Here is a 17,156-nt window from a genome sequence, read left to right as displayed (position 1 = left end):
CTATGAATTTTCTTGCACATTTGCATCTCGCTCATCTTGCCGACAGCTCGCTTTCCGGCAATCTGCTGGCCGATTTTGTCCGGAGTAATCCGGAAACGCATTTTTCGCCTGAGGTGGTGGAAGGCATCTTAATGCACCGTCGTATCGACGTGATGACCGATAACCTGCCGCAGGTGCGTGAAGCCAAAGAGTGGTTTCGTAGCGAAACGCGCCGCGTCGCGCCAATTACGCTGGACGTGATGTGGGATCACTTTCTGTCGCGCCACTGGGCGGAAATCTCCCCAGACTTCCCGCTGGTGGACTTCGTGCGCTATGCCCGCACCCAGGTGACCACAATTTTGCCGGAATCGCCGCCGCGCTTTATTAACTTAAACAACTATATATGGTCAGAAAAATGGCTTGAGCGCTATCGTGACATGGATTTTATCCAGAACGTCCTGAACGGCATGGCCAGCCGCCGTCCGCGTCTCGATGCCCTGCGCGCCTCATGGTATGACCTGGATACGCATTATGATGCGTTAGAAGAACGTTTCTGGCAGTTTTATCCGCAGATGATGGAACAGGCGCAGCGTAAAACCCTTTGATTGCAGCCCGCATAACGCGCCGGATAAGCCTTAGCCACCATCCGGTAAAAGATTGATAGACAAAACCTGTCTCATTGATTGCCAGCGCCTCTTTGTCTTATTCACGAACACTCTCTATACTGGCCCGCGTTGCGTTCCAAAAACCCCTTAACATTGCAGGAGAATTATATGGTACTGGTAACTCGTCAGGCTCCGGATTTCACAGCAGCTGCGGTACTGGGTAGCGGTGAGATCGTTGAAAACTTCAACTTCAAACAGCATACCAACGGTAAAACCACCGTTCTGTTCTTCTGGCCGATGGACTTCACTTTCGTTTGCCCGTCTGAACTGATCGCATTCGACAAACGTTACGAAGAATTCCAGAAGCGCGGCGTTGAAGTTGTTGGCGTTTCTTTCGACTCTGAATTTGTCCACAACGCATGGCGTAACACCCCTGTCGACAAAGGCGGCATCGGTGCGGTGAAATACGCAATGGTTGCTGACATCAAACGCGAAATCCAGAAAGCCTACGGCATCGAGCACCCGGAAGCGGGCGTTGCTCTGCGTGGTTCTTTCCTGATCGACGCTAACGGCGTTGTTCGTCACCAGGTGGTTAACGATCTGCCGCTGGGTCGTAACATCGACGAAATGCTGCGCATGGTTGACGCGCTGCAGTTCCACGAAGAGCACGGCGACGTTTGCCCGGCGCAGTGGGAAAAAGGTAAAGAAGGTATGAACGCGTCTCCGGACGGCGTGGCAAAATACCTGACCGAGAACGTTTCCAGCCTGTAATTGGCATGAATCGACAAAAGGCCCGCAATGCGGGCCTTTTTTATGGGTTTATGTCGGATTACCCTTTTTCACTTCACGCCAGATTCGCCACGCCATCAGCGCCAGTACGGCGACGCCAAGGATTAACGCCCCCCACACCAACAGCGTTTTCCACTGGCTTTGTTGCTCAGCGACTGACGTTGCCGTCAGCCGACCCTCACCGCCCAGAGTAACCCGTTCATCCTCCAATGCCTGCGGCATTTTGTCAGGATCGTTGTGCTTACGTAACGCCTCCGGGACCAGCATCGCCAGACTGATGCTCGCGGGTTCCGCCGCTTTGTTTCCCCATGCCAGAATAAATGGGCTTTGACCTTGCGCGTTAAAAATCACTTTATAGCTGTCGCGCTCCCCTCTCAGTACGGGTAAGGTGGCGGGTAAACGCGCCTGAAGCGTCGTCATCCGGACCGCCTCGACTAACTCACCGGAGAGTGGAATATCATCCGAATGCTGATTTTCCAGATTGTAGAGAACCGTTCGGGTTAAAGGCTGCCAGGCGTCTTTTTCTCCCTTGCGCCATTCAAGTTCAACCGGCAATACGCCTTCGTAATCCAGTGAAATCTTTAATGAGGTCAACGGTTGCGGCCTGGACCAGCGCCAAATCGCCTGGTTTTCGGCAATTCTCTCCGCTTCAGCATCCATCGAAACAGGCCGGGTAAGCGGAGGCTCCTCACGGGTTATCGCACTCACGCCGGTCAGATTTAACGCAGGGCTTTGCGAATCAAGAATCAGCAACAGCCAGGGGACGCCACCAGCGGACATGCGCAAATCATCGACACCTAAGGTGTCCATTTTCAACCGGTCGTCGCTATGCGTCAGATCCATCAGCGGCGCATTTCCTGTAATCAACCTCCAGTCACGTAAATCTCGGCTGTAATAAAGCGATGCCGTTCCCTGCCAGTTTTTCGCTGGCGCATCCCAGTTCAAACGCAACTGGGACAGCGATGGCGTCTCTTTGACATCGTCTGGCAAGGCGATTAAATAACTCTGCCCGATGGATTGCAGGTTTTCACTTTCGAAGCGAATTTCGATGCCATTTTTAGCACGAAGCAGGACCGCGGGTCTTTCATCATCTTGCTTTGGCGTCACCTGTTGCACCGTAGAATCAAACGGAAAAAGGCGCAGAGGAATCGTTCTCGGGGACGTTGCCTGCGTTTTTTCAGCCAGCAGAGTGAAAGGCACTACCTCGCCCTGACGGTTGAACACCCGGATATCACGTAAATCCGGCCAGACTGCCTCATGGTACACCGCTAAAGGCAGAGGCAGGCTATACCATTGCTCTGAACCCGGCGTTAAGAGCTTCACGCCCTTCGCGTAGTCTACTGGCGCATCCGTAACCGTATTACTGCCCCATGCCGCGCCGGTTGCTCCTAACAGAGCACTCCAGAGAACCGCTTTAATCCATTTCATTTTTCTTCTCCAGCTTTGGGCGGTAAGGGTGAAAAATACCCGATAATCAGCACCAGAATGGCGACGCCAATAAACGCGACCGCGCGCGCCAGGCCGCCGCCTCCCGCGCTGTCCACCAGCATCAGTTTAATAATGACTATCCCCAGCAAAACGGCTCCACACAGCCATTCCTGCCGCGAGCGACGCCGGGTTGCCTGCAGCATCACCACCAATGCCGTTAGCATCCAGAACAGAGCAAAACAGGTTTGAATCAACCGCGAATCCCACAGGGCGTGTACATTCCACGCAACCTCACCATACCAGGACAACGCGCGCAGCAACAAACCATTAAGCCACCAAAAGCCGAGCGCCATCAGCGCCACAACCGGCCATGGGCGGCACACCGAAAGCTGCACCGGGAAATAGCGTTCAGACGCGCGATAAAACACGATCAACCCTAGCAGGGCAAAAGCTGCACCCTCTTCCAGCGGGTTGAGCAACGGCAGATACGTCTGACGATAAACCACGCCATCCTGTAAATTCGTCAACACGAGCAGACCAACCAGCACCAGCGCAACGGGAACCATCGCCTGCACAGAATATAAGGCTGGCCAGATACGAAATGGCCAGAGCTTGCGCTGAACAGCTTGATAAACCAGGAAAATCAGCAACCCGCCAGCCGCCATCATCAGGCCGCTTCCCCACGCGGCCCTCCCCCACGGTAGCGCCTGTGCGAACCAGAACAGCTCAACCGCCAGCGCCAGTACAATCATCCAGAAGAATGACAAATGCGCCAGCCGGGAAAGCGTTGGCGGTAATATCTGTGCGTCACGCCAGAGCAGCGCCACTGCAACAATTAGCGCCGCGCACCAGGCCAGATTCGGCCAGCCCGCAGCAAAAATCTGCTGCCAGGAGATCTGATACATCAGCATCACCAGCATCGTCGGCCATAACAGCCATTTACTGGCATCAAGCTCCCGCCATGCCAGGCGACCAGCAATCGTACGCCAGCCCCAGACCGATACCGCCATTAATGCCAACACGCCAGACAGCACCCACCGCTCCTGCTTCAGGACGAGCTGCGATACCGCAACGAGGGCAGTAATCCAGAAAAGCAAACCGCCAGCGAGTAGCCCCCAACTGCCCTGCATCCGAATGCTGCGCCATAGCCATGCGGCAGCCAGCCAACTGAGGCTAAGCACGGCAAATATCAGCATCACTGAGAGCGCAGTTGTGCCGTTCGCCAGCGCCCATAGCGCGCTGCCCACGGCCAGCACGAGCAGCGCCGTACCGCTATAACTCATGCGTCGCTGCTGCTGTTGGATACCCAGCCAGAGGATCCCAAGTCCCTCCAGCGACCAGGCCATCGCCGTCCAACGGGCTGAAAGCGCCAACGGGATAGCCAGGGTAGTAAATGCGCCGCCAAGCGCCAGGGCAGCCAATACCAGCGGTCTCCCCAGCGAAGACGAACGCCGCAACGCCAGCGTCGCCAACACCAGATAGAAACCACCGTAGCCTAGCGCGCTCAGCGCCGGACCATATGCCATATGCCGCGTAATGGCGTACTGCATGCCAAAACCTACCAGCGGAGGGGCAAACAGCAGCACGCCATCAATAATCTGCTTGCCTTTTTCCTGCGCACGAAGCGACAGCGCCACGCTCAGCACGCCAAAAATAATGGTGTTGGCGATCAGGAACAGTTGGCAGCTCAGGTAATACTCAGGTCGATAGTCCTCCAGCCCCCACAAACCGCCAACGCCAAAGGTAAACAGCAGGCCGAGCAAATTCAGCTCCCGCCAGTGCTGCCAGATGCTAATGGCGAGAATGCCGACCGAGAGCAGAAGATAGAAAGAGAAAAGCGCGACATGACTGCCGCCGCCGGAGGAAAGCAGCAGCGGCGCGAGATAGCCGCCAAGGCTTGCCAGCATCGCCAGGCTGAGTGCCTTTTGCAAAATAGCCAGACCCACGCTCGCCGCGCAAATCGCCACCAGCAGCGCAAATGCTAGCGTCATTGGCAGCATTTGCCACAGCCGGAACGCGCCAAAGACGGTGAGATAGAGTGCTCCCGTGGCCCCGCCCTGTAAGATCAGCGCATAGACCGGTTGCTTATGCCGCAACCGCCAGCCCAGCGCCAACAGGACAATAGCAAACAGCGCGGCCGCCACCAGGCGCAGCTCAAGCGGAAACAGAGAATGTTCGACGGTGTAACGCAGCAGGAAAGAAAGTCCCAGGAACAAGAGCAATATACCGAGCTTTGCCAACGGGTTGCCCTGCATAAACCAGCGCACCAGCGATGATATCACCCCGCCAAAAGCAGAAGGCCGCTGGGCGTTGGGCGTGGAGACCGCCGCTTTATCCGGCTTTTGCTGTGAAGACCACGGGTTAACGGGTTCAGGCGTCGGCTCAGCGTCAGGTTCCGGCGCCACGCTGCCCATCGCAGGCGTTGGCGCATCGGCGGCAGCCTGTGCCACAGACTCTGACGCTACACCGCGCAGCTCAAGTTCCTCTACCCGACGGCGCAAGGCTGCCAGCTCAGAACGTACCGCCGTACTGCGTTTGTATGCCACGATCGCGAGACCAGGAACCACGACCAACGCGAAGAATAAAACAATGCAGCCAAGGGTTAGCAGCTCATCCATGTTTCCACCTTCACTGTGTAAAGACAGACCAGAATGACACAAATTGTTGCAGCTGTGCCATATCTGTTAACACTATGACCCGCTTTTCAGAAAAGCCAATCAGCCCCTGCGTTTGGCCAGGGGCTGTGATGAGAGATTAAAACGCAAAACAGGAACAACCCAGCGCGCCCCAGAAAGCCCTGTCATCTGACACCGGAATCCCCGACTTACGCGCGATGTCATGCTGATGACCGTGTACGCCGCAACTACCACAGCACTGGTGCATCTGTACCATTGCGCCAATTTTCGCCGCAGCAGGCGGCGCTGAGCGATAGTGCCCCGGCACCTTCACCACCGGCGACCAGTCCGGCACAACCGGAATGGCTGGCGGTGCCAGCGGAGTGAAATGCCCGGCTGCGTACACGACTTTACCATCGACAATAGTCATCACCGACTCGATGCCTTTGATCTCTTCTTCTGGCACGCTGAAATAATCTTTAGACAGCACCACCAGGTCGGCCAGTTGATCTTTCTCGATACGCCCTTTCTTACCCTGTTCGCTGGAGAACCAGGCGCTACCGGCCGTCCACAGTTCCAGCGCCACATCGCGCGGCAGGCGATTGTTATCATCATACATCGCCATACCACCAACGGTACGGCCCGAAACCAGCCAGTACAGCGCGGTCCACGGGTTATAGCTGGCCACGCGGGTGGCGTCAGTCCCCAGCCCTACCGGAACATCAGCCGCCAGCATTTTCGCCACCGGCGGCGTATGCTTGACCGCGTCTTTGCCATAGCGATCGACAAAATACTCCCCCTGGAACGCCATTCGGTGCTGAACCGCTATCCCGCCGCCCAACGCTTTGACGCGCTCGATATTGCGTTCGGTAATCGTTTCGGCGTGATCGAAGAACCAGTGCAGGCCATTGAACGGGATATCGCGATTCACCTTCTCGAACACATCCAGCATGCGGCTGATGGATTCATCATAGGTGGCATGCAGACGGAACGGCCAGCGATGCTCCACCAGGTGGCGAACCACGCGTTCCAGTTCTTCTTCCATACCTTCCGGTAGATCCGGACGTGGTTGCAGGAAATCTTCAAAATCAGCGGCCGAGAAGACCAACATTTCCCCTGCGCCATTAGCACGGTAGAAATCGGTGCCCTGTCCGGGCTTGAGCATATCGGTCCAGCGTTCAAAGTCCTCCAGCTCCTGCTTAGGACGCTGAGTAAACAAGTTGTAGGCGATGCGCACCGTCATCTGCTTGTTGGCGTGCAACTGCTCAATGATCTCGTAATCTTCCGGGTAGTTCTGAAAGCCGCCGCCCGCATCAATGGCGCTGGTCAGTCCCAGGCGGTTCAGCTCGCGCATAAACTGGCGGGTCGAATTGACCTGCATTTCCAGCGGCAGCTTTGGCCCTTTTGCCAGCGTCGAATAAAGGATCATGGCGTTGGGTTTGGCGATCAGCATTCCGGTCGGGTTGCCGTTGCTATCACGCACAATCTCACCGCCTGCCGGATCCGGCGTCGCTTTGGTGTAGCCCACGGCTTTCAGCGCCGCGCGATTCAGCAACGCTCTGTCGTACAGATGCAGAACAAATACCGGGGTATCTGGCGCGGCTTCATTCAGTTCTTCCAGAGTCGGCATGCGCCGTTCGGCAAACTGGAATTCGCTCCAGCCGCCTACCACGCGCACCCATTGCGGCGACGGCGTTCTGTCAGCCTGCTCTTTGAGCATGCGTAGTGCATCCGCCAGCGACGGTACGCCTTCCCAACGCAGTTCCAGGTTGTAATTCAGACCACCGCGAATCAGGTGCAGGTGTGAATCATTTAAGCCGGGGATCACCGTATGTCCTTGCAGATCGACAATCTGCGTTCCTTCGGCGGCAAAGCTCATGATCCGGTCGTGGTTACCGGTCGCCAGGATCTTCCCGTTGGCGATCGCGACCGCCTCGACCTGTGGGCTTTGTCTGTCGAGAGTATGAATTTTTCCGTGAGTCAGAATCAGTGTGGCAGTTTGCGACATAACAATCTCCTGAGAAACCGGTCAGGCTTTTTTCAGCCATCCGGCAAACAGACGGGTTACGATGGGCATCCAGAACCAGACCACCAGCGCAACCACACACGCATCATTGATAAGATGCAGGAGTAACGAGCCCTTCATTGCAGGCAGCACAATGCCGGTCAACCACGGCACCAGGTTAGTGCTGGGAAAAATCACCAGCAGAGTTATCAGGAACTGTTTCCAGCGCCTGGGCTGGCGTACATGGGGCGCGGGCGGCGTAAACCAGAACGCCGCTTCGGTACGAATTTCGGTTTTATCACCTTCTGCCAGTAGCGGAGCTATCTCTTCCACCAGCACACGGCGCGTATCGGACTGGGTCCAGTTGTACAGATGCTCCAGCGTGTCGAAGCGGATAATAATGTTCCACAGATTCTCGCCCTCCGCAGGGCGAATCACATTCGCCCCGAGATGACCGGGAAACTCGGCGGCCACCGGCATGATTTTCCCCAGCCACTGCTCATACCGCCGCGCCTGCTCAGGCTGCAGGGTATGGGTAATCACCAACGTCACATGTTTGTTCTGCGCCATGAAGGGTTCCTTGTTGAGAGGAAACAGACCGCTTAGGCCAGGAAAGCAATACACAAAATCATTCATGGTGCATCGAGGCGGCAAGGTTGTGGATCCCCGGGAGCTTACATCAGTAAGTGACCGGGGTACGCAAGCGAAGCCAACAAAGATGCAGCATGAAGGATGAAGTGTATTTAGGCTTTACGTTCCGGCGCGCCATGCACCATGGTATAGGCGTAATCCACGCCCATACCGTAGGCGCCGCTATGTTCGCGCACCAAATCCATTACGGCGTCGTAGGTTTCTTTGCGGGACCAGTCACGCTGGTACTCAAGAAGAACTTGTTGCCAGGTTACGGGGACTGCGCCCGCCTGCACCATCCGGTCAATAGAACGCTCGTGGGCATCCACAGACGTGCCGCCGGACGTGTCGGTCACCACATACACTTCATAACCCGCTTCCAGCGCCATCAGCGCCGGGAAGGTCAGGCAGACTTCGGTCCACAGCGCGGAGATAATCAATTTTTTGCGCCCGGTCGCTTCCACGGCTTTCACAAACGCCGCATCTTCCCAGGAGTTCATAGACGTGCGTTCAATAGGCTTCACATCGGGGTGAACCGCTAACAATTCCGGCCAGATATAGCCGCTAAAACTTTTTGTTTCCACAGAGGTATAAATCACTGGAACATTAAATATCTTGCCGGCTTTCGCTAATGCCACAGTATTATTTTTCAAAGTCTGGCGATCAATATTTGCCACACCAAATGACATTTGCGGCTGATGATCAATAAAAATCAGCGTAGAGTTTTGAGGGTCAATCAGTTCCCGAATAGACATAACACACCTTCTTAATCAATAAGTTAAAAGGCAACGGTCTGTATCTGCCGTCAGCAGCAGGATCCTGAATCAGAAAGCTTGTTGAGTATAGCGGGAAATTTCTAACGAGTTATTAAAGAAAACTAACCATCCTGTGAAACTATTAATTCTGTGTTGCGATATATCCTAAACAACATCAAAAAAATGCGCATGACTCATCTAATTTATTCACTGGCATTGTTTTTCTTCATTCGGTACAACAGAGGAGTTTATTTTTCAGGATATTTTCTGCTTATGCGCATCAATCTGGATGTTTTGCTAATCCTCGACGCACTCGACAAACAGGGTTCATTTGCCGCAGCAGCCGAATCGCTGTTTAAAACCCCTGCGGCACTCAGCTATATGATTCAGAAGCTGGAAAGCGATTTGAATATTGAGCTGCTTGACCGCTCCGGGCACCGGGCGAAATTTACCGACACCGGGCTGATGATGCTGGAAAAGGGACGTTTGCTGCTGAGTGCGGCCAAAGATCTCGAAAAGCAGGCGGTACAGCTGAGTTCAGGCTGGGAAAAAGAGCTGGCAATCGCGCTGGATGACTCTTTCCCTTTCGCCACGCTGCTGCCCATTATTGATGAATTTCACGCGCTGAATAAGCAAACCCGGCTGAGTTTTACCCACCATACGCTGGCAGGCTCCTGGGAGGAGCTGACCCATAATGGCGCAGACATCATTCTGGGGGCGATTAATGAACCGCCAACGTCAGCCGCCTGGTCCTACAAAATGCTCGGCACGCTGGATAATGTATTTGTCGTGGCACCCGAACATCCGCTGGCCGCCGCGCCAGATGGCCTGACAAACGAACAGCTGTGCCTGCATCGGGCCATTGTTATCAGCGACAGCGCCCGCTTTTGCCATCCGCTGCAAACCAATCTGATGGACGAGCAGGCGCAGATTCGCGTCGATGACTTCCACAGTAAGGTGATGTTACTGCGAGCCGGCATGGGCTGCGGATTTCTTCCCCGCCACATTGCCAGCCCGTGGCTTGCCACAGGCGAACTGGTGGAAAAAACGGTCATCTCATTTCGCCAAAAAGATGTGGCCTATATGGCATGGCGTAACAGCCGCGACGGGCTGGCGCAGCGCTGGTGGCGAGAAACGCTGCTGGCGAGCCCGGAGATTGCGCGCTTGTATCAATGACCCATCCACACCGTGGCGGAGATCGCCGGCAGCGTCAGGATATCGTCAGCGAGCAGGCCGTTACCCTCTTTGTGCTGCCATTGAGCGACACGCAGTAGTGGCGAGGCTGGCAGGACTACTTCACAGGCCTGACCACGGTTAATCGCCACCAGCACGCGCTGGCGGTTGAGCACCCGCATAAACACGACCACGTTATCTTCGGCGTAAATCACCTGACAACCGCCATGGCGTAGCGCCTGGCTTTGATGGCGTAATTTTGCCAGCCGCTGATACAGCTCAAGCAAATGAGTGTCCTGTTTTTCAGGTTGCCACGGGAACGGCTTACGACAGAACGGGTCGTTATTACCGTCCAGACCCACCTCGTCACCGTAATAAATACAAGGCACGCCAGGCCAGGTAAACAGCCATACCACCGCCAACGGTAAACGCGCCACGTCTTTGCCAAGCAAGGATTTAAAACGGGCGGTATCGTGGCTGTCGAGCTGATTGAACATCCGCAGTTGCTGCTGATGCGACAGACCCGCGCGGTAGTTATCCATCCACGCCATACAGGTTTGGGCATCAATAGATTGCGGGTCGTACGAGATATCCGTATTGGCCAGAAATCCCCAGATGGGGAAAGTAAAACCGCGATAGTTCATGGCGGCATCTTCTGCATCCGCCTGCAACCACTGGCGCGCATCACCAAAATGTTCACCCACAACATACGCTTCAGGCTGGGTTTCTTTTGCCGCCTGCGTAATCCCCGCCACATGGTGCAGGTTGTTGCGCGCCCCGCCGCCCTCTCCCAGCATATGCACGACATCAAGACGCCAGCCGTCCATACTCCACGGCGCTTTCAGCCAGTGACGAACGATACTGTCTTCCCCACGATAAATCTCATTGACCAGGCTTTGCGAACAAAAATCCAGCTTGGGTAGGCTGGCATAGCCCAGCCAGTCAAGCGCCACACCGTCGGCAGAGAAATGATACCAGTCACGCCAGGGGGAGTGCGGGTTGTAACACGCCCCATCCGTCCCACGGTTATGCCGATCAAACCAGGGGTGTGAATCGCCGCTGTGGTTAAAGACACCGTCCAGAATCAGACGCATGCCCTGCTGTTGCGTGTTGTGACGCAAGCGCAGCAGCGCGTTGTCGCCGCCAAACTGTGGATCAACATGACGGTAATCTTCGGTATCGTATTTATGCACGCTCGGCGCGGTAAATACCGGGTTCAGATACAGCGCCGTCACCCCTAACGTTTTCAGATACGGCAGCTTTTCACTGATGCCGTCTAAATCGCCGCCATAAAATGTCGATCCTCCGGCCTGAGCGGTCAGCGGTTCATCCCACTCGCGACGCACGATGTCATGCCCGGCTGCGTGGTGGTAATAGACGTTTGGAGCCGGCTCACGCGACTGGCTGCGGGCAAAGCGATCCGGGAAAATCTGATAGAAAATCTGGTCAGCTACCCACTGCGGACCGTTATCCGGCACATCAACAGCAAACTGCTCCAGACGCGCAGGCGGAAAACGGCTGAATCCCTGCGGTGTAAACCACAGCTGACGATCGGGCCACAATAATTTAAAGCTATAGCGCCGACGAGGCTGGCCACTGGCAAGATCGATCGCCGCTCGCCACGCGGTTACGCCCGGCTGCGGCTGGCTGCGCAGCTTGTGCATGGAGAGCGAAATCTCTTCGTTATCGTTTTCTGCGCGTAGCGTCACCCGCTGAGGTGGATTTTCCCCGGCCAGCCACAGCGTAATTGTCAGTTGATCTTTGTTTTGCTTAACAAATGGGGCAACCGGAAGGTGCCAGGCGTTCAACATCACGTATCCCCTTTGATGAAAATGAAGCCACCTTGCCATAGCAAAGAGCAGGATCACTCATCATCTTAACGTTTATTAGGGGAGGAGTTCGGGGGAGGAGAAAATTGCCGGGCGACGCGTTACCCGGCAAAAAATTACTGTGCTTCAGCCAGTTGACGCTCGCGGCGGCGTTTAAATACCCACCCCACCAGCAGCAGGGCAATCCACGCGAAACCAACATACAGTGAAATGCGGGTATCCGGATGGTAGCCGATAAGCGCGATGATAAAGACGAGGAAAATCAGGCCAACAACGGTGGTTGTTACCCCACCTGGTACTTTAAATTTCAGCGCCTTGACCTCTTCCGGCGGCAGACGGCGGCGGAAGGCAATCTGCGACAGCAGGATCATAATCCACACCCACACCGTGGCGAAGGTCGCCAGTGAGGCGATCACCAGGAAGACGTTTTCCGGCATGATGTAGTTAAGATAAACCGCAAACAGCAGCGCGATAGTCATCACCATCACCGTGACCCATGGCACACCGCGACGCGACGTCTTGGCGAACATTTTTGGCGCACTGCCCTGCTCCGCCATACCGTGCAGCATACGCCCCACGCCGAAGACGTCAGAGTTGATAGCCGACAGCGATGCGGTCAGTACGACAAAGTTGAGGATCCCGGCGGCAAAGGTAATGCCCATATGCTGGAACGTCAGGACGAACGGACTCCCGTCGGTGCCAACCTGGTTCCACGGGTAAATAGACATAATGACGAACAGCGTCCCCACGTAAAATACCAGGATACGCATCGGTACGGAATTGATAGCACGCGGAATAGATTTTTCCGGGTCTTTCGCTTCACCTGCAGTAATACCGATAATCTCTATCCCGCCGTAAGCGAACATCACCATTTGTAGCGACATCACCATGCCGAGCCAGCCGTTGCTAAAGAAGCCGCCGTTACTCCACAGGTTATGGATACCGGTAGGTTGACCGCCGTTGCCAATGCCCCAAATGATGATGCCGAACCCGGCGACAATCATGATGATAATAGTGGCGACTTTAAAGAACGAGAACCAGAACTCCAGCTCGCCAAACACCTTCACGCTCATCAGGTTGATGGCGCAAATAATCAGCACCACGCTGAGTACCCATATCCAGTGCGGGACCGCCGGGAACCAGACCCCCATGTAAATGCCGAAGGCAGTAACGTCGGCAATAGCGACAATCAGGATTTCAAAACAGTAGGTCCAGCCGGTAATGTAACCCGCCAACGGCCCGAGATTTTCCTGCGCATAGCGCGAGAAAGAGCTGGCTGCAGGATTATGCACAGACATTTCGCCCAGCGCGCGCATGATGATATATGCTGCAGCGCCACCGATAATATAGGCCAGCAACACGCTCGGCCCCGCCATTTTGATCGCGTCGGCAGAGCCGTAAAACAGCCCGGTGCCAATTGCCGAACCTAATGCCATAAAGCGAATGTGCCGGGTGCTCAGCCCACGCTTTAGCTTGTTATTACTTTCCATCGATTCCTAACCTGTTAACACAATAAAAAAACCACGGGGCCATATTAATAGCCCCGTGGTTAAAACTTATTGTCAGTGATTAGTGCGCGCTGGAGGTCACTTGTCGACCCGCGGCGCGATCCCAGATAATTGCCAGGATCACCATCACGACTGTTGGCATCAACCACGCCAGCCCTTGTTCCGCCAGCGGTAAACGCTGGGTCCAGGCCGGTAACACGTCGCCAATTGCAGAAGCTTTAATGCCATCAAGGATACCAAAAATCAGGCTGATAAACATCGCAGGTGCAATGACGCGGGAAGAATTATGCCACCATGAGCGGGTAAAACTTAATACAACCAGTGCGATACATGGCGGATAGATAGCCGTCAGCACCGGAATAGAGATCTGAATCAGATGGCTCAGCCCCAGGTTAGAGACCACCATTGAGAAGCCGCCGAGGATAAATACCAGCGTACGATAAGACAGTGGAACGTACTGGGCAAAGAACTCTGCGCACGCGCAGGTCAGGCCAACCGCAGTCACCAGACAGGCGATGAAAATCAGCGCCGCCAGCAGGAAGCTTCCTGCGCCGCCAAAGGTGTGCTGAACATACGCATGCAGAATCGCCGCGCCGTTAGCTGACTGATCGACCAGAATTGCGCTATCGGAGCCCAGACGGAACAACGCAAGGTACAGCAGCGTTAAGCCCACACCCGCCATCAAACCAGCCCAAACGGTGTAACGGGTCAGCAGACGCGACTCGGTAACGCCACGCGAGCGGGCGGCGTTAACAATAACAATACCAAATACCATCGCGCCCAGCGTATCCATGGTCAGATAACCATTTACGAAACCATTCGAAAATGCTGCGGTTTGATAGGCTTCCATCGCATTGCTGATCGGGCCTGCCGGCCAGACAATCGCGGCGACAGACAGTACCACCAGCGCAAGGATTTTCAGCGGAGCAAGGAAGTTGCCGACGGTATCCAGCAGTTTGCCTGGATACAGCGACACCAAAATAACAATCGCAAAATAGACCACGCTGTAGATGAACAGCGGCAGCGCAGAGTCACCGGTCAGCGGCGCAATCCCGACTTCGAAAGAGACCGTTGCGGTACGCGGCGTCGCGAACAATGGACCAACCGCCAGATAGCAGACGGTAGCCAGCAGTAATCCAGCAACCTTACCGATAGGCGTACTCAGGCTGTCCACACCGCCACCGACTTTCGCCAGCGCGACAACGGTAAGTACCGGCAAACCAACGGCGGTAATCAAAAAGCCAAAAGCCGCAGTCCAGACGTGTTCGCCTGCCTGCAAACCAACCATTGGGGGGAAGATGATGTTACCTGCACCAACGAACAGTGCAAATGTCATAAATCCCAAAGCGATAATATCGCGCGATTTTAACTGATGGGTCATAAAGTCTTACTGCCTGTGGATGTGGTGTTGAAAATAATAAATTTTTGCCTTTCCCTGGGGGACAATACAGCGGCATTTTTGCTCAATTCCAGCGGGAAACACTCCCGACCTGGCGCGGCGAAGAATAGTTTTTCGATTTACCGCGTAAATGCAGTCGGTATGACAGCATCTGGAGCGCAATTTAAACGCTTATAACGTTTTAAAGCAAGGTGGGATCCAAAAACCAGAACAATATAGCGATATGAAAAATGCAGTTAGCACAAAAAACCATTTCATGGAAAAAGGTATGGGTAATAGTTCGAACAAAAAACAATCAAACGTCGCAAAATTCAGGATGTAACTATTGACCACATAAAAAAACCAGCTCGCGCTGGCTTTTGGAAAGATTATCTTACGAATACGGGTTAATCGTTACTTTTGGCCATTAAACGTTCCGGGATGACGAAACTAAATCGCGTCCCTTTGCCTGGCGTACTTTCGATATTCAGGCGGCTATCGTGATGTTGCAGAGCATGTTTCACGATGGCCAGACCCAGTCCACTCCCGCCCGTTTGTCGGGATCGCGCTTTGTCCACGCGATAGAAGCGTTCGGTCAAGCGAGGAATATGCTCCGCAGCAATACCAGGCCCATTGTCCTCGACGCTAAATTCCGCCCCGGAGGCAACATGCTGCCAGCGCACGGTGATGTGCGTACCCGCGGGGGTATGGTTCACCGCGTTATACACAAGATTCGAAATCGCGCTACGCAGTTGCTCCTCATTTCCCCGCACGCTCAGGTGGCTATCAATATCAAAAGTAAACGTATGATTATTCTGACTCAGCGTGTGCGCCTCGTGTTCAACCACGCGCAGCATCATCGGCACGTCCACCTTCTCATTAAGCAGTAGCGCTGGCGCGGCCTCTATTTTCGACAACGTCAGCAACTGCTTCACCAGCCCTTCCATGCGGTACGTTTGCTCACGCATGGTATGCAGCGCTTTTTCACGCGTCGTTCCTTCCAGCGGATGCTCCTGCATCATTTCCAGATAACCTTGTAGCACCGTCAGCGGCGTACGCAACTCATGGCTGGCGTTGGCGAAAAAGTTACGCCGCGAACCTTCCAGTTGGTGCATCTGGGTAACATCGCGCGCAACCATCAGCAATTGCTTATCGGTATAGGGCATCACGCGAATCTCCAGATGCCGTCCGGTATTGAGCACCAGATTGATTGGCCGACTAAAATCACGCGTTTTCAGATATTGCGTGAATTCCGGGTAGCGCAGCAGGTTAAGTATATTTTGCCCGCTATCGTCCGGCCAGCGCAGTCCCAGAACCTGCTGGGCCAGGCCGTTACACCAGAAAATGCCGCCCTCTTCAGTCGTCAACACCACCGCGTCGGGTAGCGATTCCGCCCCACTGCGAAAACGTTTAATCAGATTACCCAGTTCCCGACGGCGCTTTTTGTTGCGCAGTTGCATTTGATGCAGCCCATACAGCAACGGCTCCCAACTTCCGCGCCCCGGCGGCGGGGTCATGCTTCTGTCGACCCATAACCACCAGGACAAGCGTAATAAATTCCAGAAATGCCAGACAAGCAGGCCGGTTACCGACGCCAGCAAAAACCAGGGCAGGTAACCAAAAAAAGCGCTAAGGATAAACGCCGGTATGCAGCAGAGGATCAGCTCCAGTACCAGCCTTTTCCATGACAATCGTTCTAGCAAACGTCTTACTCCATTAACAGCCTAATCCGTCAGGCCCCTATTCATGTCAGTCAGAAGCGGGTCGAAAAACGATATCCCGTCCCACGAACTGTCTGCACCATACGATCGTGTCCACTGTGCTCCAGCGCTTTACGCAAGCGGCGGATATGCACATCCACTGTCCTGTCTTCCACGTACACATTGGTACCCCAGACATGATTGAGTAATTGCTCACGGCTATAGACGCGTTCAGGGTGGGTCATAAAGAAGTGCAACAGTTTGAATTCTGTCGGCCCCATATCCAATGGATCCTCGCCGGTCATCACGCGATGCGAGGTTGGGTCAAGGCTCAGCCCCTGCATCTCAATAACCTCTTCCACCGCCATGGGGGAAATACGACGCAGAACAGCTTTAATACGCGCCACCAGCTCCTTGGGAGAAAACGGCTTGGTAATATAATCATCCGCGCCAGTTTCCAGACCCCGGACGCGATCTTCCTCTTCTCCCCTCGCCGTCAGCATCATCACGGGAATATCCCGCGTCATCGCTTCGCGCTTGAGATGTTTAATAAACTGTAGGCCCGAGCCGCCGGGTAGCATCCAGTCAAGCAAGACGAGATCCGGCCAGGGTTCATTGAGTTGGTTCACAGCACTGTCATAGTCTTCGGCTTCTACGGGTTGAAAACCGTTTTGCTCGAGCACGAAGCAGACCATTTCACGAATTGGAGCTTCATCTTCTACGACCAGAATACGTCTCGCCATGATTTGCCCTGTTTATAAT

General features: G+C 54.6%; 13 protein-coding genes. 3 read left to right on the top strand and 10 right to left on the bottom strand.

The window, feature by feature from the left end; genetic code table 11:
- The first annotated feature begins 2 nt into the window (after positions 1–2).
- Both acpH and OOJ59_RS01120 read left to right on the top strand, forming a co-directional pair.
- Positions 3–584, top strand: a complete 582-nt coding sequence (acpH, locus tag OOJ59_RS01125) for an ACP phosphodiesterase (protein ID WP_268063315.1) — start codon at positions 3–5, stop codon at positions 582–584.
- A 168-nt stretch (positions 585–752) separates the two neighbouring features.
- Positions 753–1,355, top strand: a complete 603-nt coding sequence (locus OOJ59_RS01120) for a peroxiredoxin (RefSeq protein ID WP_003021524.1) — start codon at positions 753–755, stop codon at positions 1,353–1,355.
- A 48-nt stretch (positions 1,356–1,403) separates the two neighbouring features.
- Here the strand turns inward: OOJ59_RS01120 and OOJ59_RS01115 are convergent, their stop codons facing one another.
- The 5 genes from OOJ59_RS01115 to OOJ59_RS01095 all read right to left on the bottom strand — a co-directional run bounded on the left by OOJ59_RS01115 (position 1,404) and on the right by OOJ59_RS01095 (position 8,806).
- Positions 1,404–2,801 (bottom strand): DUF3999 domain-containing protein, encoded by a 1,398-nt coding sequence (locus OOJ59_RS01115; RefSeq protein ID WP_121528675.1) that lies wholly within the window; start codon positions 2,799–2,801, stop codon positions 1,404–1,406.
- The gene (locus OOJ59_RS01110) at positions 2,798–5,419 is read right to left on the bottom strand and encodes a DUF2339 domain-containing protein (RefSeq protein WP_160955586.1); all 2,622 of its coding nucleotides are present in this window, start codon (positions 5,417–5,419) and stop codon (positions 2,798–2,800) included. Before OOJ59_RS01110 ends, OOJ59_RS01115 begins: the two co-directional genes overlap by 4 nt.
- Positions 5,420–5,555: 136 nt before the next feature.
- Entirely contained in the window at positions 5,556–7,424 is a 1,869-nt protein-coding gene (locus OOJ59_RS01105) for an amidohydrolase (RefSeq protein ID WP_137346917.1), read from the bottom strand.
- A 21-nt stretch (positions 7,425–7,445) separates the two neighbouring features.
- Entirely contained in the window at positions 7,446–7,991 is a 546-nt protein-coding gene (locus OOJ59_RS01100) for an antibiotic biosynthesis monooxygenase (RefSeq protein WP_038638169.1), read from the bottom strand.
- A 173-nt stretch (positions 7,992–8,164) separates the two neighbouring features.
- Positions 8,165–8,806: a hydrolase gene (locus tag OOJ59_RS01095; protein WP_003021513.1), complete on the bottom strand. Its 642-nt coding sequence runs from the start codon at positions 8,804–8,806 to the stop codon at positions 8,165–8,167.
- Positions 8,807–9,079: 273 nt separating this feature from the next.
- Here OOJ59_RS01095 and OOJ59_RS01090 point away from each other — a divergent pair, with 273 nt between their 5' ends.
- Positions 9,080–9,982: a LysR family transcriptional regulator gene (locus tag OOJ59_RS01090; RefSeq protein ID WP_085047650.1), complete on the top strand. Its 903-nt coding sequence runs from the start codon at positions 9,080–9,082 to the stop codon at positions 9,980–9,982.
- On the opposite strand, the gene malZ is transcribed toward OOJ59_RS01090, so the two are convergent.
- From malZ to phoB, 5 genes are all read right to left on the bottom strand, one after another.
- Positions 9,976–11,790: a maltodextrin glucosidase gene (gene malZ, locus OOJ59_RS01085; protein WP_150344729.1), complete on the bottom strand. Its 1,815-nt coding sequence runs from the start codon at positions 11,788–11,790 to the stop codon at positions 9,976–9,978. The two genes, OOJ59_RS01090 and malZ, sit on opposite strands and share 7 nt — an antisense overlap.
- A gap of 134 nt (positions 11,791–11,924) precedes the next feature.
- Positions 11,925–13,298, bottom strand: coding sequence for a proline-specific permease ProY (gene proY, locus OOJ59_RS01080; RefSeq protein WP_038638156.1), 1,374 nt, complete (start codon positions 13,296–13,298; stop codon positions 11,925–11,927).
- A 79-nt stretch (positions 13,299–13,377) separates the two neighbouring features.
- Positions 13,378–14,697 carry a branched-chain amino acid transporter carrier protein BrnQ gene (gene brnQ / locus OOJ59_RS01075; protein WP_038638153.1) on the bottom strand — a complete coding sequence of 440 codons (1,320 nt, stop codon included), beginning with the start codon at positions 14,695–14,697 and terminating at the stop codon, positions 13,378–13,380.
- 404 nt (positions 14,698–15,101) lie between these two features.
- Positions 15,102–16,397 (bottom strand): phosphate regulon sensor histidine kinase PhoR, encoded by a 1,296-nt coding sequence (gene phoR, locus OOJ59_RS01070; protein WP_069323942.1) that lies wholly within the window; start codon positions 16,395–16,397, stop codon positions 15,102–15,104.
- A 50-nt stretch (positions 16,398–16,447) separates the two neighbouring features.
- Positions 16,448–17,137, bottom strand: coding sequence for a phosphate response regulator transcription factor PhoB (gene phoB, locus OOJ59_RS01065; protein WP_003021496.1), 690 nt, complete (start codon positions 17,135–17,137; stop codon positions 16,448–16,450).
- Positions 17,138–17,156 lie beyond the last annotated feature (19 nt).

Source organism: Citrobacter sp. W9 (assembly GCF_026719375.1).
In the GTDB taxonomy this organism is placed as follows: Bacteria; Pseudomonadota; Gammaproteobacteria; order Enterobacterales; family Enterobacteriaceae; genus Citrobacter; species Citrobacter werkmanii.
The sequence above is the reverse complement of the archived record's forward strand: the minus strand, read 5'-3'. Positions and strand labels throughout refer to the sequence as shown.